Here is a 19,760-nt window from a genome sequence, read left to right on the forward strand (position 1 = left end):
TGATCCAACCTACAGCTCTTATAATAGTGAAACGAGGATACGCTCGAGTTCTTCAGGCAATATTTCAACAGGATTATTATCCATTCTTCCCTTCGTGTACGAGAGAGAAACCAAATGACGGATTCCTTCAACTGTAGCGCCATATTGGCCCAGACGGCTTGACACCCCATAGAGGTTATAAATGCTTTGAATGAATTGATCCACTTCATCCACGTTCGCTGCTCCAAATGCTTGCATTAACTTGTCCGGTTCAATTAAAGCAGCAAGGTTATGCCTCATAACCGAAGCTAGTGTTAGGCTGGCCGCAATACCATGATCAATCCCATAAAGCATCGTTAGCGGATAGGAGATGGAATGGCAAGCTGTTGTTCTCGTGTTGCTAAAAGCCAATCCAGCCAGCAAGCTTGCCAAGGACAACTGTTCTCTCCAAACCAGGTTCTCCGGTTGTTCAATCAATAATGGAAGAGCCCGCCGAATTCGTTCAATCGCTTGGAGCGAGTATACTCTTGTAATCGCGTTGGTGTGAACGGACCAATACGCTTCGGTTGCATGGCACATGGCATCCAGTGCAGTAGCTACGCTTAAACGCAGCGGCATCGTAACGGTCAACTCCGGAAGAATTAAAGCTGCGCTTGCATATAACCGCTCATCGCTCACGGAATATTTGCTGTCGTATTCTTCATCCCATACCGTTGCCCAACAGGTGACCTCAGAGCCTGTTCCCGATGTCGTCGGTATCCCGACCCATGGCGTATAAGACGGCTCTTCACGGTAACGTTCACTTGTAATCGCTGCACGAACTTCGTCTATGGTTTGATACGTCTTGCTTTGCAAGGCCGACAACACTTTGGCTGCATCCATGACACTGCCTCCGCCGATTGCCACAATCAGCTCATAGTCGAAAGGCTCGATCTCCTGCTTCAGCTTCAAAATATCCGCCACATTGGGATTATTCAGGGTAACTTCCACCAAGTTAGTATCTTTGGTGGAAAGCATGTTCATGACGGGCTGCAAACAATCGCTTTTCTCAACGCCCGCTCCCCTCGTAAGCAGCAGGACCCTCTTGATGTCTGGGTAGCGTTTTTTTAACAAATCGGCAAATGCTTCTGCAGAGGCTGCTCCGAAAGATATAGCAACCGGATTATAAAATTGGTTCATCTCATTACCCTCTCCAAGCCGCTGCGCTCAAGCTCCTCAATCACTGCCGGAAGCTGAGCGATCGATCCGATGATATAGTCTGCCCCTGCTTGCTCAAACGTTAATCTCGTTTGATTCATTCGTTCAGCGAGTTCTTCCTCAGTCATGCTCTGGGCTTCGGCCTGTGTTAAACCAAGCTCACTGCTTCCTAGAATGACAGCGACCGTCCAAACCCCGGCATTTCTGCCTTCGTGAATGTCAGACACCGTATCTCCAACCTTAATGACGGATTTCGGAGGATAGATGCCAAGCTCCGTTAAGTTCTGAAATATCATATACGGATATGGCCGCCCTGCTTTTACTTGATCAGAAGCGATCATGAAGTCCGGCGAGTATCCTTTCCGCTTGGCTTCCGGTACGATGACCTCCATCATGCCTGAGGTGTAACCGGTCGTAGATCCGATGGCAATCCCCGCTTCGCGAAGCTGACTCACTGTTTCCAACGCTCCCGGAATCGGGTCCGTATACATTTTCAACGATTCCATCAAAATAGCTTCGAACCGCACATAGAGACGATCAATATCTTCTTTGACAGGTTCCTTGCCGAACGTTGCCACCCACTTGTTCTGTACTCTTTCCATCTGCAAAATAGCTTGGATGTGATCCCATTTCAGAAGGCCCATCGGAATTCTCGCTTCCCGAATCGTGATCGGTACTCCCGCTTCTTCAAAAGTTTGAATAAAGGCATGCATAGGTGCGAAGCAGCCATAATCAATCACGGTTCCAGCCCAATCGAAAATTACTGCTTTAATGCGTTCTTTATACGTCATCGTAACTCCTCATTTCTTGGTCTCTTTTGATAGTTCTGATTATAGAGCGACATGACGCAAAAACGCAATACATTTTGCAATATTTTACGCGATATTTACATATACATGCTGTTATATGCTGTTTTTAACACTTAGAAAACATAATAAAAACGCAAGCTATGATAAGCTTGCGTTTATGATTGAGATTTGATGTTTTTTATAGGTATCCAACAGGTCTTTATCCATGAAAGAATCCGTTACAATGGAATCAATTTGATCCAATCCGCAAATGTTAAGATACGAGACGGTTTCGAACTTGCTCGAGTCCGCTACCACGATCTTCCGCTTGGCGCTCTTTAGCATCGCATTGATGACCTCGGCCTCACCTTGGCGGAAATCGGTCAACCCTTTCTCCAGGGAAATCGCATTGATACTGATGAATGCAAGGTCAATATTGAAATTCGTGATTTCTTCCTCAATCGATCGCCCATACAAGGAGAACTCCTCATGGTTCAAATAACCTCCCGGAATAATCACCGTGAAGCCCTTCTTCTGCGATAAAATATCCGCGATGCGAAGGGAATTTGTTAAGACCGTAAGTTTCTCGAAGCGAGCGGCAAGCCGCTTGGCGAGTTCAATATTCGTTGTGCCGGCGTTGAGCGAAACAGCTTGATACTCCTTCACCAGCTCCACAGCATACGTGGCTAGTTCCTGCTTTCTTTCATTTTGCGTAATTTTACGCTTGAGGAACGCTTGATTCGTAGCTAACTCATCCCTTTTGGAAACCGCTCCTCCGTGTACGCGTTGAAGCTTATCCTCTTGCTCTAACCGTTCAAGATCCCTACGAACCGTATCCAGGGACACTTGCAACAGCGATTTCAATTCCACGACGGTGACTTGCCCTTTGGATTCCAGTTCCAATAATATTAATCGATGCCTCTCCGGTGCAAGCATTTCATATCTCCTCCGTGATTTTGCGTTTTTTAGCTTGTTTTTCTTTTAATATTACCAAGAAAACAGCATCGAGTAAATGTTTTTGAAAATTTGAACTCCTAATCGTTGATCTGAGTCTAAGTATTTGTTTCAGGAATCGACAAATTAGGGGAGCTAGCATCATGAAGGAAGTCAAACAAAATCATCCACGCTATATGCCTGGATTGGATGGGATCAGAGCACTGTCGGTCCTTGCTGTAATTGCGTATCATCTCAACTGGGGGTGGGCCTCAGGGGGATTCTTGGGAGTAAGTGTATTTTTTGTACTCTCCGGTTACCTGATAACAGATATGCTGTTGGAAGAGCGCAAAAATAAAAATCGCATCGATTTGAAAAGATTTTGGATTCGCCGTATTCGCAGATTGCTTCCTGCCATGTTGTCAATGATCATCGCTGTCGCCGTCTTTCTGGCGATTTCAAATCATGCCAGACTCATTTCCATACAAGGGGACATTTGGTCGGCTGTAACCTATACTAGCAACTGGTATAATATTTTTCACCAAGTCTCCTATTTTGAGAGCTTCGGCCCTCCTTCACCGCTCGGGCATCTTTGGTCGCTCGCCATTGAGGAGCAATTTTATTTATTATGGCCTCTGATTATCATTGGCTTGAGTCGTTTCTTTAGCCCGACACGCGGCAAGTTTGTCTTACTCACCCTCGCTGGTGCTATCCTTTCTTATCTCGCAATGGTGCTTTTATATGAGCCCGGTACTGACCCTAGCCGGGTATATTACGGGACGGATACAAGAGCATTCGGGCTCTTGATCGGTGCAGCTCTTACTTTTATATGCCCAAGCCGCAAACTTCTCGACCCTAACTCAAGCAAAAATCGTTCATGGATAAATGTGACGGGTATCATTGGTCTTCTGGTTATCATTTACATGTTCCTTCGAACCGGAGAATACGATCAATCGCTGTACACCGGCGGTATGCTTGTCCTTTCAATTGCAGTTTCTTTCGTGATTGCAGCAGCAGCAAGTCCCTCTAGCTTTGTTAGCAAAATTCTCGGTTGGAAGCCTCTACGGTGGATTGGTGTTCGTTCTTATTCCATTTATCTTTGGCACTATCCTGTGATCGTATTAACAAGTTCGACTAGCTCTAATACGGATGCAAGCTATTTTCTTCAAATGATACAGTTAATACTTAGTATCGGATTTGCGGCTTTATCCTACACCTTCATCGAAAATCCGTTCCGAAGCGGCAATTGGCGCATATGGAGCAAAATTCCCGGATTCCGGTCGGAGGGACGTGCAAATCTGCTGCAATTTAGCTTTTTTGTTCGACTCGTACCGATTGCCATTCTCATACTGATCTTCGTTTCCTGCATGTTCAATCGGAGCAGCACAGAGGTGGCACTCAATTATCAAAGTCCGACGAGCACTAATGCGATTTCTACACCTTCTGATCAATTACCTGATGTAACAAGCGGTGTCTCGACAGCTACTCCTACCGTTGATACGACGCCTGACGTCATTGAAGCTGTTCCGACGCCTTCTCCCAAAGGCAAGAACATCCCTGTTTCGGCAAGCCCTGCCCCGACAGCTTCTCCTGAAGGTCCCCCTTCGCCGGAACAGACAATTCTTGTCCCGACAGCAACTCCTGTAGTGGAAAATTCAGTTGCTCTGACACCCCTTAGCCCTGGTGCAACAAATCAGGATAACATCACACAGAGTGAGAAAAAGACGGCAACCTCGACGAACTCATCCGGCGCTTATAAACGGGTTCCGTTAACCCAGAGGGTTACAGCTGTGGGGGATTCCGTCATGTTGGGGGCAGCCCCGGTTCTGGAGAAAATGCTTGAAGGGATTGTCGTAGACGGAAAAATCGGTCGGCAACTGTCACAGGCTACCGACATTATTAAGCAATTCAAGTCCGATAAGACACTAGGCCAAATTGTTGTCATTCACCTCGGAACGAACGGCCCTTTTACAACAGATCAGCTTGAAAAGCTTCTCGAGACGATTGGGGAAGAGCGGAAAATCCTTCTCATTAATACACGTGTGCCTCGAAAATGGCAAGATACGGTAAATGATACGTTAGCCGATACAGGTAAAAAATATCCGAATGTCAAACTGCTCGACTGGCATTCATTTAGTGAAGACAAAGCCGACTGGTTCGCTAGCGATGGTGTTCACTTGACGACCAAAGGTGCTGAAGCTTACTCCAAGTTTATTCTTGATTCTGTTACTTCTATAAAAAAGATATGATAGGTAAAAAGCCGGGAGCCCTTGTAAGATCAAGGATTCCTGGCTTTTATCATCACTGTTTTCTATAAAAAGGCAACCTGGCCAGCGGCACTTCAATCTCCAACTTAGCAGGACCAGACACGCTTGTACCGTCATCTCCAACCCATGTGCCCGAAGGAAAAATGACCTGGCGAGATCGCGCCCCTTGGACGATAACAGGAGCAACCAAAAGTGAATGGCCCAGCATAAATTGATCTTGAATCCTTTCCAGACCCTCTCCGGGAAATTCATAAGCCATATGACGCAGGATTGGCTCCCCAGTCCGTGAGGCATGTTTCGCCAGATTAAGAATTTCTTCGCCAAAGGCGGCATGAAGTTGAGCTGCTTCTACGCAATAGCGCAGGTGCTCATCATCCAAAACCCGCCAAGGCGCTGCTGAGAACTGCATCATGGGAAATAAAGCCGAACATTGGGCCGAACGAACAACTAGTTCCGAATCCAATTGGTCAACTGAAAAGCTCGTAAACTCGCCTCCGCCGATCATATCCGGGCACGTATACGCATAGCCGAGAAGTCCTTGTGCCAATCCATCCGGAATTAAGCAATCAAGCCCATTGTTCTCCCATCTATGCTGTTTGTCTTTCAGCCTTTGGACCAATGGCTGCCCCGCAAGCTTCCAACAAGCGCGATACTCATTGAGCGGATATTTCAGTCCGACTTTCGCCCATGCTTCGCTATGACCATTGCGTGTCGTTTTCTCATAACTCAAATCATCCGACTCATAGAACTCTAAATCGCCAGCATCCAGCTTAAAACCATCAATTCCGAATTGCGACTGCAAGGAATCAAGCTGTTCATGAATCCACGCAACAGCTTGCGGATTCGTACAGTCGAGAACGGCGCTATATCCATTCCACCATTTGCGAATCGCCGTTTTCCCCTCACCATCTTTTAAAAGAATCCCAGCCGGTTCCAGTTTACGAAATGTGCTGGAGTCCGGGCTAATAAACGGGCAAACCCAAAGCATGACTTTAAATCCCCAGGCATGCAGTTCATCAACCATCTGCTTAGGCTGAGGAAAACGTCCTGGATGAAACGTCCAGGTGCCATAGGGTTCGTGCCAGTTGTCATCAATCATGATGACGCCGGGCGGCATGCCATTTGCGAGCACATCTCTTGCATATTGCAATACTTTCTCTTGCGTTGGATTATAGAGCAGCTCGATCCACAGGTTATACTGCGGTGCAGTAAACAGCAGCTCTTCTGGCAATGTTGGAACTGCCGGGAAGAATGCACGGGCCGCATGACGGTATGCTCCGGCTAAAGTCTCATGCCCCTCTTCTACTTTCAATAAGGCAACCTCACCAATTACCCTTAAATCCTTATAATCGATCTGAAAAGCGAACGGATCCTCGCTCCAAACATATCTCCCTTTACTGGATACAAGCAGTGGGCAAGCCTGATTGGCTCCGCTGCTCGCTGCCAAATCAACACGAAATAACGATGGGCCATATGGCATACTTTTCCCGTCCGCGATCCGGCCTCCCCACCAATACTCGTCAGGCAATAATTCAATAACTAGTTCATTATTAACCATCCAATATTCACTCCCCTCTTTATAACCATTGTATCTCCGGAGGTATTGAGGGGACAATCTTAATGTAATGACTTATAATATAACAAAATTGACTTTTTCTTAAGGAGAACTTTAATGCTCAAGCCAGCTGTATACGGATTTCGAAATGACGATACCTCCATCCTCACGCTCGATTCCATTGGATGGCAAATAATCAATAGCCCTGAATACAATTTTAGCGGAGAAGAGCGCCCCGACTGCGGGCATGTCATTTTTCAATATACGATTCATGGACAAGGTTATCTTGAGTATGAACAGCAACGTTTCCCTTTGACGAAAGGAACAGGTTTTTTAGTGAAAGTGCCTAGCAGCCATAAATACTTTTACGAGGATCAAAAGGAACCATGGGAGATCATCTGGCTAAACTTGCGGGGAGAAGAGGCAAATCGGATATGGGATTACGTGATGGCGTTGGAGGGGCCAGTCATCCAGAGGGATTCGGACACGCCTCTCATTCAGGGGCTTTGGAAACTAATGCGCATGGTCGCTGAAGAAAAAGTCACCGACAAATATCAACTATCCCTCGGCGTATATGAATGGATGCTCACCCTCGTACAATCAAGCCGAGAAATGACAAAAGACGTTAGCGCAAGCTCGAACACGCTCATTCAGACAGCAAAAAAATACATGAGAGATCATTTTGCAGATCCGCTCACTTTGGATATGATCTCCGAGCATTGCGGAATTAATAAGCACTACCTCTGCAGGCTGTTTCAGCGGTCTGAGCAATCCTCGCCGCTGGCCTACCTAAGGGATCGGAGAGTCGAGGCCGCCATCGCCCTTCTCCGAACCACTGACCTGCCAGTTCAGGACATTGGCCAAACATGCGGCTTTGACAGTCCCAGCTACTTCGGCAAAATCTTCCGCCAATACATGCATATGACACCAAAGGAATATCGGATGAAGAAGCTAGAGTTTCCTTATGATGCCATTTATTTGGAGTGATTAGGGGAAGTATCACGAACCAATCCTTTTTTGCTTCTGCGTTAAAGAAGCCCAGTTATAAAGCAGTTTATTAACTGATTTTCTCACTTTTCAAAATGAATAAGGTCATTCAATCCTTATTTGATAAGTAAAAGAATTACTCTATTACATCATGAATGATCATCTAATTGTATTTCCACTTATGTGTTCGAGAAACATGTAAATGACTTGTTCAGGATTGCTTAAATCAATATCTCTTTTTTAAATGCAACTCTCACTCGGGCATACCCCACCTAAAGGTTGTTATTTGACGAAATAAATGAAAAGCGTCGCGAGCATTTAAACAATGCTGCGACGCTTTTCATTTATCTTTTCCAACCACAGAACTATTGTGTGTATCCATTACCTGCCGCAGTGTTTACATCAATAAGATTAGATCCTACATTGGAAATTCTAATCCTATATGTACCTGCAGGAACATTTGATATACCAATAGTCAAATTTGAACTCGTGTAATCACCTGTTACTAGTTGAGGTGATCCAAAAGCAGTTCCACTACTATTAAACAATTGATATGTTATTTTTGTAGAACCATTGCTCCATTGAACCAAGGTAATATTAACATTAGTACTTGATCCGGTTGTTGTAAAAGAACTGAGTGTGTCAACATATTCCCTTTCATTTAATTTTTGAAACGCATAAGTTATATGGGAAATAATTGAGAAAGTGTTTATATTTGAAGGTGTAACAATGGTTGCAGGAACACTATTATTTAAAATCGCTTCCGCTTCCTCAGCACTGTATTTTTTAGCCTCGGTGACTCCTACATTTACTCCTTTAATCTGACTTTTTAGATTACTATTCGGAGTTACTGATTCATTAGCAAATGCGGATACTGGTAATACTAATGAAGAGGCTAGAAGTAAAGACATAGAAATAGTTTTTAATAACTTCATTTAATACACTCCTTATTAATAATAGATATATTACAAATTAATATTTAACAAACCAAATAATACCAAATAAAAAATTATTGGCCATGAGTCATATGCACTAAATTTTTACAAAATATGTAGATAAAAGTAAATGTTTATCGCCATATTAAACTGACTTGATACAAAACAACCTAATAGCTAAGCACAAGGAATACGACCAAGTATCATCTTTAGAAGAGTAAAAAAAGATTATTTTACCAAATAACGCAACATTTAGTATATGTAGTACGTCTAATATAGTGATGAAAAACCAACTAAAGGAGGATTTTATCGAGTGAGGAAAAGAAATGGAATAGTAATAGTGTCTAGTTTGGTAATTTCTGCTTTACTCATTAGTGCAGCTTCAGTAGCTTTACATGATAAAACAAGTGATAGAGCAACCTTAGCTAGTGGCATTGGTGGGGTTACCACACCTAAAAAATTAACTGACAAACAATACAATGATCTCATTAGTGCAGCAACAGTAGCGATAGAAGATAAAACAAGTGATCACGAAACTCCAGCTAGCGACATTGGTGGAGTTACCGCACCTAAACATTTAACTGACAAACAATACAATGATCTTATTAGTTCAGCATCAGTAACCGTAGAAAATAAGACAAGTGATAAAGCAACCTTAGCTAGTGGCACTGGTGGAGTTACCACACCTACAAAATTAACTGCAGATCAAATCAAAGATTTAAAAAATTCAGCCAGTACCATTCACACGAAATTTGGAAAATTTGTAAAATCAGAAGAAATCATAATAGTTTCAGACGATGAAATTGTATATTCACTTGAAGATGTAAACGAGAAGACCAAGCAAATAACTGATCCTACTTATGGTGGGGTTTTTATTAAAGAATAGTAGTATGAAGTTGAGTTTTGTAATAGTACGTAGAGGTAAGTTCTATCGAAGTAAGCAAACTGAAAATAACAAGAGCGATACCCACCGCACAACCCTTGCGGTGGGTATCCTTCGTTTATAACTTTGTGCGTCATTTAGAAAGTCATCTCAATTACCATTTCTGTGTTACTCCCAAAGCTCAAAATATCCTAAAAACTTTTTTTGCTCTTGATCGGAATAAAGTGTAATTTCATCATTACAGCTCTTGCTGCAAAAACCATAAACTCCATACCAAAATAACCAATGTCTCACTCGGGCGTATATTGTTTGGATATCAATCACCTACCTGAAAGTCTTTGAACGTCTTACTAACCGAATAACAAAATCAATGATAATCCCAATCAAAAAGAATGAAAAAAAATGTATAAGATAGGCAAGATAATTCAACCTGATACTTGAACTATCAGCAGCTAGTTTTGCGCTCTCAAAAGTAAAAAACCAGTCATGGAATGGCTCCGTGTACACCATGTTATTCAAGACTGGATTTAATCCAATGAGAAGTATGTTCTTATCATCGTTTCCCCAGTAATTGTTTAAGCAGATTAGGATACTGAGTAAGCTGAGCCAAAATGTAAATTTCCTTAATAGAAACAACGATTTCACCTCCATTACCAAATAAAAGGAATTAAATGATAACGGATCTTCTTACAGTAATCTTCATACCCTGCTAACTCCTTTAATAATATTTTTTCTTCATTTAACAGCCTCAGCACAATAAAAATAATGATTGAAATTGAGGGAATCAATGCCCAAATTGAACCTAATGCAAGAGGACTGAACAGGATAATGGATATTGCCCCTGTATACATCGGGTGCCGCACCAAGGCATAAGGACCTGTTGATATCACTTGCTGATTCTCGCTCACTTCAATTATGGCAGATGTAAAAGAATTCTCTTTGAAAACAAAAAAGACAATGATAAAACCTAGCAAGACGAAGAAATCAGCGACTAATACAAGATAGAAAGGAACATCTGACCAACTAAATCTATAATTTAAACCTGGAAGAACTAACAATCCAATAAAAAAAATGGCGCCAGAAATGGATTGGAAAATTTTTTGTTCCTTTTCTACTTCTTTAGCATGAACTCTTCGTTCTATGAGCTCAGGATCTCTTTTCAAGAAATAACGATTGATGTACATCGTTGATCCAAAAAAGATGGCAAAATAAATCCACGCCTCAGAGAAATGTAAAGACCCCGCGGGTAAAAATAAAAATGCAAAAAAAACGATTGCAAACAAGATCGTTCTCATATAAACGTTTTTCTTTAACACCACAGCACCTCCAAAGTTCTCAAATCGTGTTTAAATAGATATTCGATTATTGGGTTTATTTCCCTTTATTTGCATACTATTCTCTCTATGGAACAATGAGAAATTGATCTTTTCTACGCAGTAGGGTAAAATTTCCGATAAAGCGCTTTCAATATTTTCGTGAAAAGGATGGGATCTACATGATGGGATTCGAATATTTACTTCAAGTGATGATTGCCGGAATTTGCGGACTATTCATTGGATATGAGCGTAAAAACAGAATGAAAGAAGCTGGGATTAGAACTCATTTTGTTGTTGCTATTGGTGCTTCTTTGATGATGTTAGTTTCAAAATATGGCTTTTATGATGAACTAGGACAAACTGGCATAGCACTTGATCCATCAAGAATAGCAGCCCAGGTTGTAAGTGGTGTAGGTTTTTTAGGAGCAGGCATGATCTTTATGCAGCGTCATACGGTCAAAGGTCTTACCACAGCAGCAGGAATCTGGGCAACGGCAGGCATCGGGATGGCGATTGGATCCGGCTTATATGTTTTGGGAATCGGGGTTACCGTTTTAATTCTTATTGCTCAAATCGTGTTACACAGACGTTTCACTTGGCTGGCTGCGCCTAAATCAGAACACCTGATTATACGTATCATCGACGAAGCAGGTTCTTTAGAAAATATGCAAAAAACACTAAAAGAAAAAAATATCAGGATCGTAAATTTTCAAAGTGAGAAATTAAGGGGAACCTCCGAAATTCTTTTGGATCTTACGATTAAGCTGCCTGCGGAATTAGATTTTGAACAAATGATAGCCCTCTTTCACAACATCTCCTTCGTTAATGCCGTTGAAGTCCAGTAATGCAGAGACCGGAACCCCTGCGGGTCCCGGTCTCTTTATTAGTTCGCAAGAATATCGTTTATCTTCTTCTCTAACGAAATCAAACCTTCCTCCGGGTCCAATCCGCCCAAAATAATGCTTTGCAGATCCTCCGACAACGTTGTGAAGATCGTCGCGTATTTATCCGTTTTCGGCGCAAATTTAACTTGGCGCTGAGCTTCAATAAAGATATTCCGGTAGGGCATCTGCCGATAGGCCTGACTTTGCACGACAGCCCGATTCGCGGGAACATGCCCTGCTTGCCCCCAGAGGGTGCTGCCTACTTCTGAAAAATAGGTCATGAAGGCCATCGCCGCCTTCTGTTTCTCTTTGGTCACGTAACTCGGTACGACCAGTGTATGAGAGCTGCCCCAATGGACCGGGCTGCCGAATATGGGCGGAAGCGGCGCAACGCCGACCCGCAGCGATTTTTCGCTCAAGTGATGCCCAGCTTCCCAAACACCTCCGAACCATAACGCCGCTTTCCCGTTGTGAAAGGAATCCCATGGCGTTTTGTCATTCAAATCCGCCAGACGCTTCGCGTAAAGCAGTTGATAAAATTTCAACACCTGCAAAGCTTTGTCATTATGTATCGCGGCTTTGGAAAGATCCGGCGTCAGCAGATCACCGCCAGCCTCATAATACAAGTTCAGAAAAGGTTCCTGAAAGTAAGGTGTATTCACCGCAATGGGCTGAACCCCCGGCACTTTCGCCTGAATTTGCGTCAACATCTGAATAAAGCCTTCCGGCGATGTTTTGCCGAGCTTAAGGGTCTCATCCTCATTCAGCAGATCTGCTTGTTTCAGAATCTCTTTATTGTAGTAAAGTACATGAAAATGCGTATCAAGCGGAATTGCATATGGCTTTCCGTTAAAGCTCACGCTTTGTACGTTAAAACTCTCAATTTCGTCAAAATGGAAACCGCTTTCGTTAGCCAAAGCATCCAACGCTAGTATTTGTTTGGCTTTGATAAAAGGAGAAATGCGATCAACGTGCGCCACCGCGACGTCCGGACCTTTTCCTGAAGAGAGCGCCGTGCTCAGTTTTACATAATATTCATTGGACTCCAACCTAAGCTGCTTTACAAAAACGGATTTCTGCGAAGTGTTAAAGCTCCGAATAATCTGCTCGACATAATCGCCTTCACCGCCCCCAAATGGATTCCAAAAGGAAATTTCGACTGGAGGCATGTCCCCTTGTGCCATCGATTTCTCCTTTGCCAATTGCGGCGAATTGGTTTCTAACGCATTGGAGCACCCTGTGAAAGTCAGGGCGATTCCCCCTATGCACAAAGCACGCAAAAACCGCCCCTTGTTTCTATGATTTAGCATGATAGTCCCCCTCCCCCAGACATGACATCCTCTCTCTATCTCTTAGTGCGAGTTCTATACTCCGATGGAGAAACACCGACATTTTTTTTAAACACTTTGGAAAAATATTTCGGATCGGCAATACCTACCAGATGACCGATATCAGCCGTCTTCAGTTCCCCTGTGAGTAAAGATTTCGCTTTTTCAATGCGAATGCGTGTCAAATATTCCAGGAAGCTTTCGCCCATCTCCTTTTTAAACAAGTTGGCAAAATAGTTTTTGCTCAAATGGACAAGATTCGAGATCGATTGAAGCGAAATTTCCTGCTGATAATACTGCTGGATATACTGCGTAGCTTTAATGATGCTGTTTCGGTCACTGTTATATATCTGAATCATATGCTGAAGCAGCTCTTGATAAGCTCCCATAAACCAGGTTTTGCTCTGACCTAGTGTTTCGAGTTTGGATAACTCGTCAAAATATTGCTTTTTCAACTGCATGATACTCATCTGATCGCTAGATACATCGGACCATAACGTCGTCAGCATAATCAAAAGCTCCAGCGAAATAATTTGCACAATGTCATAATCTTTGCGGGCGTCCAACTGCTCGAACAGTTCTTCCAGGTAGGTCTGCAATTCCTTGGTTTGAAAAGCGTACACCATCGAATGAATATGGTTTGTGCTTATTTTTATCGGCTCTCCTGCTGGGATCATGCCTGGCACATAATCGGTGCCATAGGCGATCACTTTGCCGCTGCCGACGAACATTTTAAACTTAACAGCCGCTCTTGCTTGCTCGTACGCGGTATGCAGCTCAGTTAATTCTTGAAATTCTCCGCTAATTCCGATGGTGAAACACAGGCCATGACTGGCATCAAGCTGAGTTAGACATGCCTCCGCAGCCTCACGGGCAGCCTTCTGGCCCTGCCGATGGGGCATGCCGGCCAGCAGCAGCACATTCATTTCCCCTTGCCGATCGGGGAACACCTCATAGGCAAGCTCCCGGGCTTGCAGCTCGCTATCTAATACCTTTCGCAGAGCGGATTGTTCCTCCGCGACACCCACATTCGTCGCATCCTTACCTATGTGAAGCAAATAAAAGGGAGCGCTTCCTGAATTTCTAAAGTTGCTCTGGAGACTGCTGATATCTCGCTGAGCCCCCTCGACAAGCTCCTGTAGAAGCTTCTCCTTCCACAACGGCTCCACGGCTGGTTCCTCATGGATCGCTCCGGTTGGTGAAGTGATTTCTATGGCTTCCTTGACCTTCAGCAAAGCTTGCTCAAAATCTCGTGGCATCATATCCGATTTAATTAAGTACTCGGAAACGCCGTTGCGAATCGCTTCCTTGGCATACCCGAAGTCCTCGATATTGCTGAGGATCAGAATTTTCATGTGAGGGTTTATTTTACGCACCTCCGAAATGAGGGCAATTCCGTCCATGAGCGGCATTTTAATATCGGTAATCAGGATATCCGGCATCTCCTTACTCATGAGTTCCAACGCTTCTTGGCCGTTAGATGCCTCTCCCATAACGATTAAGCCAAGTTTCTCCCAATCAATCATCGAACGAATGCCAAACCTAACGATATATTCATCTTCTACAATGATGACTCGAAACATGTTATTCCTCCTACTCGATCACGGGAAGCCAAATCCCGATGCTCGTTCCTTCATCCAGGGTACTCTGAATATCTAAGCCGTACGGCTTTCCGCAAATCAGCTTGATCCGCTCATCAACATTGGCTAAACCGATACCACCCATTTTATCAGCTGATGCCTCTTGAAACGGTGTCTGCAAACTCTTCACGAGCCCCGGGTCCATCCCTCGTCCGTTATCTGCCACTAGGAAACGGATGCCCCCATCCGGATGCAGCGAGCAGCGGATATGTATTTCTCCTCCGGACTCGCGATCGGTGAACGCATGGAGAATCGCATTTTCCACAATCGGCTGTAAAATGAGTTTAGGTGTCTTCAGATTGCGGACCTCTTCGTCAATTTGGAAATACGTTTGAATGTCGAAATTGAATCTGAATTTCTGAATCCCCAGATAACATTGGACATGCTCGATTTCTTCTTCGACCGTGACTGTTTCTTCTCCCTTGCCGAGTGAAATTCGCAGGAGCCGCGAAAGCAAGCTGACCATCTCGGCGGCATTGTTCGCCTTCTGCAGGAGAGCCGTCCATTTAATTATGTCTAGTGTATTGTACAAAAAGTGAGGATTGATCTGCGCCTGCAGCGCTTTCAACTCCGCTGCGCGCTTATGGCTTTGCTCCTCATAGACCGCTTTAAGCAGCTCGTCAAGCCGGGTCACCATGTAATTGAAATTTTCGCCCCATATATCAAATTCGTCATTACGCCGCTTGGCCTTGAAGCGAACGGTCAAATCCCCCGACATCACCTGACGCATCAAACGGATCATTTTCAAAATCGGTTTCGAAATCGAATTGGCCAGAAACATCGCCGTCACGATCGAAAAACCGATACAAATCAGCGCAATCACAATGATGATTTGCAGCATGCGGTTAGAGTCTTTGTACAAGGCAGACTCCGAAATGACATTTACGACCATCCAGTCGTTGGTATGCAGCTTTTTGTAATTCACGATCCATTTCTGCCCTGCATGCTTAAGTGGAAACCCATTGGTTTCGTCGGAAGACTGCAGCAATTGGTTTGAGCCCTGTTCCCCCAGTACTTCCCGAACATTTTTCCCTAAAAATTGATTGTCGGGATAGGAAATAATTTGACCGCCGCCATCAATAATGAAACTTTGAAGATCGGAGGAGCTCTTCGTCACTTTGCTGACGATTTCCTTGAGTACATCTTCGCGAATATCAAGCACGGCGATGATGCCAACAGGGCTGTCGTCAGAGGTTTTATAAATCTGCTTAGCTAATGAGAACACGTGAACGCTCTGTGAATTCAAACTGTCGACATACGTCCCGAAACGGGTCGGGAACCATCGGAAGTTGCTGCCATCCTCAAGGGTCTTGAGAAACGGAGTTACGATGCCGGCGGAACGGTCGCTCCAGCGGTAAATGCCCTTTATATAGTGCGTTTTCGTTAGAAAGGAGATTGATTGAAAATCTTGATTAATCGCTATAATGGTCGATAGCTTCGTCGTTAAGGATAAGCTGTCCAAATCATATTGTCCGTTATCGACCCGATCGAGCGTGCGCAGCATGGAAACGATTTCATTATTGTTTACGACTTGCATCATCATGTCTTTATAGATGCCAAGCCGTGTATCGATATTATCGGCAGTTTGCTTGAGCAGCTGCTCGGAATATTCGGTGACTTTATTGTTGATGGTTGATTTCGAGATGGAATAAGAAATAAATCCCATTGCAACCAGAGGCGTCAATGAGAACAGAAATAAAAGCAGCATCCATTTATAACGTATGCTGCTTGTCCATATGAGTATCCTTTTGTTTTTCTTTTCAGGTCGTTTCGCCATGATGGAAATCCCTTCTATCTATCCTTTAACCCCTGACATCGCCACGCCTTGAACAATGTGTCTTTGTAACAGAATAAACACCACGATGGTTGGGATTGCTGCAATTGAGCTTGCCGCCATAATCATATTCAGGGACATTATATTATTCGACAAAAACGTTGGAAGTCCTGCCGAAAGAATCATGTTCTCTTGCGAGGTAATGGATAAGTAAGGCCATAAGAAGTTATTCCAGGACAGGATGAAATAAAATATGCCGACGGACACCATCGCCGATTTCGTAAGCGGCAAACAGATGCGCAGCCACAAGTTGATACTCCTGCAGCCATCAATCTGCGCTGCTTCAATATAATCCTTAGGGACACCGTCCATAAACTGCTTCAGCAGCAGAATCCCGAGGGGATTCGTCAAGCCAGGGAGAATAATCGCCCAGATATTATCGATTAGTTTCAAGTGCAGCGTTGTCTCATATAGCGGGATCAGGATGGCTTCCGTCGGGATGAGCAACCCTGAAACGATGAGCAGATAGAACAGGCCTTTGGATTTAAAAGGCAATTTGGAGAAAGAGAAAGCTGCCAGCGAGCTGAATAGTAAGGAGACCACGGTGGTTATTACACCAATCACTGCCGAATTCCAGGTCCATCTCAGGATCTGGGAATCCTTCATCACTTTGGCATAATTAGCGAAGGTCAAATCAGACCATTTTATCCAATCGCTTAATGTATAGACATTGACGCCATTGGGCTTTAATGACACCAGAAGCATCCATATGAGGGGAAAAATAAACAACAGAGCAAGAACGACGGCGACGACATTCAGCGTAATTCGTTTTATTGGCATTGGGACCTCCGTTAGTCTTGACGATCTGTCAGTTTAAATTGAATCAGGGCAATGAGCAGCATCATGAGACAAAAAACAATGGACTGAGCGGAAGCAAGGCCGAACATATCCTTTTTAAACCCTGTCACATAAATGTATCTGATCATCGTATTCGTCGAATCGCCCGGACCGCCGCCTGTCATGATTTGAACTTGCCCGAAAAGTTTCAGACACGCAATAACCTGATAAAACACCTGTATTTTCATGACTCTAGACAAACCTGGGAGCGTAATATGCCAAAATTGCTTCCAAGCGCTAGCGCCATCTATTTTCGCAGCTTCATAATGATCCGTGGGAATTTCTTGTAATCCAGCTAGAAACAAGACCATGACGAACCCAACCGTCCACCAATTGGTCGTTATTGTAATCGCCCACCACGCAAAATTCTTATCCGTTAACCAATGAATTTCTCCAGGGATGCCAATAAGCTTTAAAAAAGCATGGATCGGTCCGTACTTGGAGTCGAACATACGCAGCCAAATAAAACTGATAACAGAAACCGAAAGCACATACGGCAAGAAGAAAATCGAACGAATCGTTGTTCGAAATACAATTTTTTGATTGATCAGCAGCGCCAGTACCAGTCCAAGCACAATAACCGCCGGCGTACAAATCAAAACGAAGTAAACCGAGTGCCACATATACAAATAAAAGTCTGAATCGGTGAAAATTTTCTTGTAATTCGCGAAACCAACAAACTTTTGCATGCCTTGAATGTTCCACACATGCAGGCTCATCCACGCCCCCCGACATACCGGCCAGAGGTAGAAAATCGTAAAGGGAATGAGGAACGGTATCAGGTACAAAATCGCTTTCCAGTCATTAAGAAAAGGCCATACGTAGGTTTTTCGAAGGACAACCGTCCCCTCGTTCTCTCTCACTTTAGTCTCCATAGGGTATACTCCTTCAATCTTTGCTCTGTACTCCAAACTAAAACCGGGTGAAGCCGCCTTGCTTGATGCAGCCTCACCGGTTGGCATACTCAGACTAGTTGGATAAAATGTCGTTAATTTGCTTATCCAACGTTTTCAGCCCGTCTTCAGGGGATTGCTTGCCGAAAATAATGTTTTGAAGCGATTCCGAAACTGTCGTGATGATCGTCGTGTATTTATCGGTTTTCGGTGCGAATTTCACCGTTTTTTGCGCTTCGATGAAGTAATTGCGGTAAGGCAGCTTTTTGTATTCATCGCTTGTTGTTACAGCGCTGTTCGCCGGCACGTGGCCTGCTTGCCCCCAAGTTTTGCCGCCAACTTCCGAGAAGTACTTCATGAATTTAGCTGCCGCTTCTTGTTTCTCAGGTGCTACGTAGCTTGGAATAACGAGCAAATGAGAGCTTCCCCAATGCGTTTGGCTTCCGAAAATGGCCGGGAGCGGCATAGCGCCGATGTTTGGCGATTTTTCTCCGAGCAGTAGACCCGCTTCCCACACGCCGCCGAACCAGAATGCCGCTTTGCCGTTGTGGAACGAATCCCAAGGGGTTTTATCATTGAGATCTGTATATTTGTTGTTATAAAGGTCCATGTAGAATTTCAAAACATTGAGCGCTTTCTCATTATTAATGGCCGCTTTGTTCGATTCTGCGTTCAGCAAGTCGCCACCCGCTTCATAATACAGGTTCAAGAAAGGCTCTTGGAAATACGGCGTATTTACAGCAAGTGCTTGCACATCCGGCACTTTCGCATGGATTTGTGCGAGTGTCTTCTTGAAGCCCTCCGGTGATAGGTCGCCGAGCTTCGGTGTGCCGTCATCGTTCAGCAGTTCAGCTTTTTTCAGCAAATCTTTATTGTAATAGAACATATGGAAATGCGTGTCTAGCGGAACTGCGTAGGGCTTGCCATCGTAGGAGACGCTTTTGATATTCGAGTCGGAAATTTGTTTTAAATCAAAGCCGATTTTGCTGGCCAACTGATCCACCGGGACAATTTGCTTCGCTTTCACAAACGGTGAAATGCGGTCCACGTGCGCGACGGCGACGTCCGGTCCTTTGGAGGAAGAAAGCGCTGTGCTAAGCTTCGCGTAATATTCGTTGGACTCAAGGCGGAGCTGCTTCACGGTGACTTCTTTCTGGGATTCGTTGTAACCTTTGATAATTTGGTCAACGAAATCGCCCTCTCCACCGCCGAACATATTCCAAAATGTGATTTCGACTGGGCTTGCCGGTTTGCTCGCAGCTGCTTTCTCTGTAGCTGCTGCTGTCGATGCCGCGTTGGTGGCAGCGCTTTCTTTTGTGCTCGAGCAACCGGAAATGACTAAGGTAAGTGCTACACTGGCCATCAGCAAACTGGTTAATTTCTTTTTCATCGTACGTACAACCCTCTCTCTGATTGATGGATGATTTGCGAAAGCCTTTTCACTTGGCTCCCTTGGTTATTACTTTACAGGGTTAACGCCCCGGTCTAAACCGATAAAAGGATG

General features: G+C 44.2%; 16 protein-coding genes. 4 read left to right on the forward strand and 12 right to left on the reverse strand.

The annotated features are described in order from the left end of the window. Nucleotides 1–18: 18 nt before the first annotated feature. From GON05_RS08805 to GON05_RS08815, 3 genes are all read right to left on the reverse strand, one after another. Nucleotides 19–1,158 carry a phosphonoacetaldehyde reductase gene (locus tag GON05_RS08805; protein ID WP_157318815.1) on the reverse strand — a complete coding sequence of 380 codons (1,140 nt, stop codon included), beginning with the start codon at nt 1,156–1,158 and terminating at the stop codon, nt 19–21. Beyond that, entirely contained in the window at nt 1,155–1,967 is an 813-nt protein-coding gene (gene phnX, locus GON05_RS08810; RefSeq protein WP_157318816.1) for a phosphonoacetaldehyde hydrolase, read from the reverse strand. The genes GON05_RS08805 and phnX overlap by 4 nt, the downstream gene beginning before the upstream one ends. A gap of 156 nt (nt 1,968–2,123) precedes the next feature. Then, nucleotides 2,124–2,900, reverse strand: a complete 777-nt coding sequence (locus tag GON05_RS08815; RefSeq protein ID WP_157318817.1) for a DeoR/GlpR family DNA-binding transcription regulator — start codon at nt 2,898–2,900, stop codon at nt 2,124–2,126. Between the two features lie 161 nt (nt 2,901–3,061). On the opposite strand from GON05_RS08815, the gene GON05_RS08820 reads away from it, so the two are divergent. Further along, nucleotides 3,062–5,146: an acyltransferase family protein gene (locus GON05_RS08820; protein WP_157318818.1), complete on the forward strand. Its 2,085-nt coding sequence runs from the start codon at nt 3,062–3,064 to the stop codon at nt 5,144–5,146. Between the two features lie 52 nt (nt 5,147–5,198). Here the strand turns inward: GON05_RS08820 and GON05_RS08825 are convergent, their stop codons facing one another. After that, on the reverse strand, nt 5,199–6,722 hold the full coding sequence (locus GON05_RS08825) for a glycoside hydrolase family 31 protein (protein WP_157318819.1): 1,524 nt from the start codon (nt 6,720–6,722) through the stop codon (nt 5,199–5,201). A gap of 114 nt (nt 6,723–6,836) precedes the next feature. Between GON05_RS08825 and GON05_RS08830 the strand changes: the two genes are divergently transcribed. Further along, nucleotides 6,837–7,706: an AraC family transcriptional regulator gene (locus GON05_RS08830; RefSeq protein WP_157318820.1), complete on the forward strand. Its 870-nt coding sequence runs from the start codon at nt 6,837–6,839 to the stop codon at nt 7,704–7,706. Between the two features lie 365 nt (nt 7,707–8,071). Here the strand turns inward: GON05_RS08830 and GON05_RS08835 are convergent, their stop codons facing one another. Then, nucleotides 8,072–8,641, reverse strand: coding sequence for a hypothetical protein (locus GON05_RS08835; RefSeq protein ID WP_157318821.1), 570 nt, complete (start codon nt 8,639–8,641; stop codon nt 8,072–8,074). Between the two features lie 313 nt (nt 8,642–8,954). Here GON05_RS08835 and GON05_RS08840 point away from each other — a divergent pair, with 313 nt between their 5' ends. Beyond that, nucleotides 8,955–9,527 (forward strand): hypothetical protein, encoded by a 573-nt coding sequence (locus tag GON05_RS08840; RefSeq protein ID WP_157318822.1) that lies wholly within the window; start codon nt 8,955–8,957, stop codon nt 9,525–9,527. A 647-nt stretch (nt 9,528–10,174) separates the two neighbouring features. On the opposite strand, the gene GON05_RS08845 is transcribed toward GON05_RS08840, so the two are convergent. Next, nucleotides 10,175–10,840 carry a methyltransferase family protein gene (locus tag GON05_RS08845; protein WP_220138835.1) on the reverse strand — a complete coding sequence of 222 codons (666 nt, stop codon included), beginning with the start codon at nt 10,838–10,840 and terminating at the stop codon, nt 10,175–10,177. Between the two features lie 179 nt (nt 10,841–11,019). Here GON05_RS08845 and GON05_RS08850 point away from each other — a divergent pair, with 179 nt between their 5' ends. Next, nucleotides 11,020–11,685: an MgtC/SapB family protein gene (locus tag GON05_RS08850; protein ID WP_157318823.1), complete on the forward strand. Its 666-nt coding sequence runs from the start codon at nt 11,020–11,022 to the stop codon at nt 11,683–11,685. A gap of 38 nt (nt 11,686–11,723) precedes the next feature. On the opposite strand, the gene GON05_RS08855 is transcribed toward GON05_RS08850, so the two are convergent. From GON05_RS08855 to GON05_RS08880, 6 genes are all read right to left on the reverse strand, one after another. Further along, complete coding sequence (locus tag GON05_RS08855; protein WP_246238935.1) at nt 11,724–13,034, reverse strand: ABC transporter substrate-binding protein; 1,311 nt, start codon at nt 13,032–13,034, stop codon at nt 11,724–11,726. Nucleotides 13,035–13,069: 35 nt separating this feature from the next. Then, entirely contained in the window at nt 13,070–14,635 is a 1,566-nt protein-coding gene (locus tag GON05_RS08860; protein ID WP_157318824.1) for a response regulator, read from the reverse strand. Between the two features lie 10 nt (nt 14,636–14,645). Then, on the reverse strand, nt 14,646–16,469 hold the full coding sequence (locus GON05_RS08865) for a sensor histidine kinase (protein WP_157318825.1): 1,824 nt from the start codon (nt 16,467–16,469) through the stop codon (nt 14,646–14,648). Nucleotides 16,470–16,487: 18 nt separating this feature from the next. Next, nucleotides 16,488–17,306, reverse strand: coding sequence for a carbohydrate ABC transporter permease (locus tag GON05_RS08870; protein ID WP_157318826.1), 819 nt, complete (start codon nt 17,304–17,306; stop codon nt 16,488–16,490). An 11-nt stretch (nt 17,307–17,317) separates the two neighbouring features. Then, nucleotides 17,318–18,238, reverse strand: coding sequence for a carbohydrate ABC transporter permease (locus GON05_RS08875; protein ID WP_127454821.1), 921 nt, complete (start codon nt 18,236–18,238; stop codon nt 17,318–17,320). Between the two features lie 94 nt (nt 18,239–18,332). Then, nucleotides 18,333–19,646 carry an ABC transporter substrate-binding protein gene (locus tag GON05_RS08880; RefSeq protein ID WP_157318827.1) on the reverse strand — a complete coding sequence of 438 codons (1,314 nt, stop codon included), beginning with the start codon at nt 19,644–19,646 and terminating at the stop codon, nt 18,333–18,335. Between the last annotated feature and the right edge of the window lie 114 nt (nt 19,647–19,760).

Source organism: Paenibacillus anseongensis, from assembly GCF_009757995.1.
GTDB lineage: Bacteria > Bacillota > Bacilli > Paenibacillales > NBRC-103111 > Paenibacillus_E > Paenibacillus_E chondroitinus.

Coding starts and splice junctions, on each gene's coding strand:
- GON05_RS08865 (WP_157318825.1), bottom strand. CDS start 16,469: ATGGCGAAACGACCTGAAAAGAAAAACAAAAGGATACTCATATGGACA.
- GON05_RS08860 (WP_157318824.1), bottom strand. CDS start 14,635: ATGTTTCGAGTCATCATTGTAGAAGATGAATATATCGTTAGGTTTGGC.
- GON05_RS08825 (WP_157318819.1), bottom strand. CDS start 6,722: ATGGTTAATAATGAACTAGTTATTGAATTATTGCCTGACGAGTATTGG.
- GON05_RS08830 (WP_157318820.1), top strand. CDS start 6,837: ATGCTCAAGCCAGCTGTATACGGATTTCGAAATGACGATACCTCCATC.
- GON05_RS08835 (WP_157318821.1), bottom strand. CDS start 8,641: ATGAAGTTATTAAAAACTATTTCTATGTCTTTACTTCTAGCCTCTTCA.
- GON05_RS08855 (WP_246238935.1), bottom strand. CDS start 13,034: ATGCTAAATCATAGAAACAAGGGGCGGTTTTTGCGTGCTTTGTGCATA.
- GON05_RS08820 (WP_157318818.1), top strand. CDS start 3,062: ATGAAGGAAGTCAAACAAAATCATCCACGCTATATGCCTGGATTGGAT.
- GON05_RS08875 (WP_127454821.1), bottom strand. CDS start 18,238: ATGGAGACTAAAGTGAGAGAGAACGAGGGGACGGTTGTCCTTCGAAAA.
- GON05_RS08815 (WP_157318817.1), bottom strand. CDS start 2,900: ATGCTTGCACCGGAGAGGCATCGATTAATATTATTGGAACTGGAATCC.
- GON05_RS08805 (WP_157318815.1), bottom strand. CDS start 1,158: ATGAACCAATTTTATAATCCGGTTGCTATATCTTTCGGAGCAGCCTCT.
- phnX (WP_157318816.1), bottom strand. CDS start 1,967: ATGACGTATAAAGAACGCATTAAAGCAGTAATTTTCGATTGGGCTGGA.
- GON05_RS08880 (WP_157318827.1), bottom strand. CDS start 19,646: ATGAAAAAGAAATTAACCAGTTTGCTGATGGCCAGTGTAGCACTTACC.
- GON05_RS08870 (WP_157318826.1), bottom strand. CDS start 17,306: ATGCCAATAAAACGAATTACGCTGAATGTCGTCGCCGTCGTTCTTGCT.
- GON05_RS08850 (WP_157318823.1), top strand. CDS start 11,020: ATGATGGGATTCGAATATTTACTTCAAGTGATGATTGCCGGAATTTGC.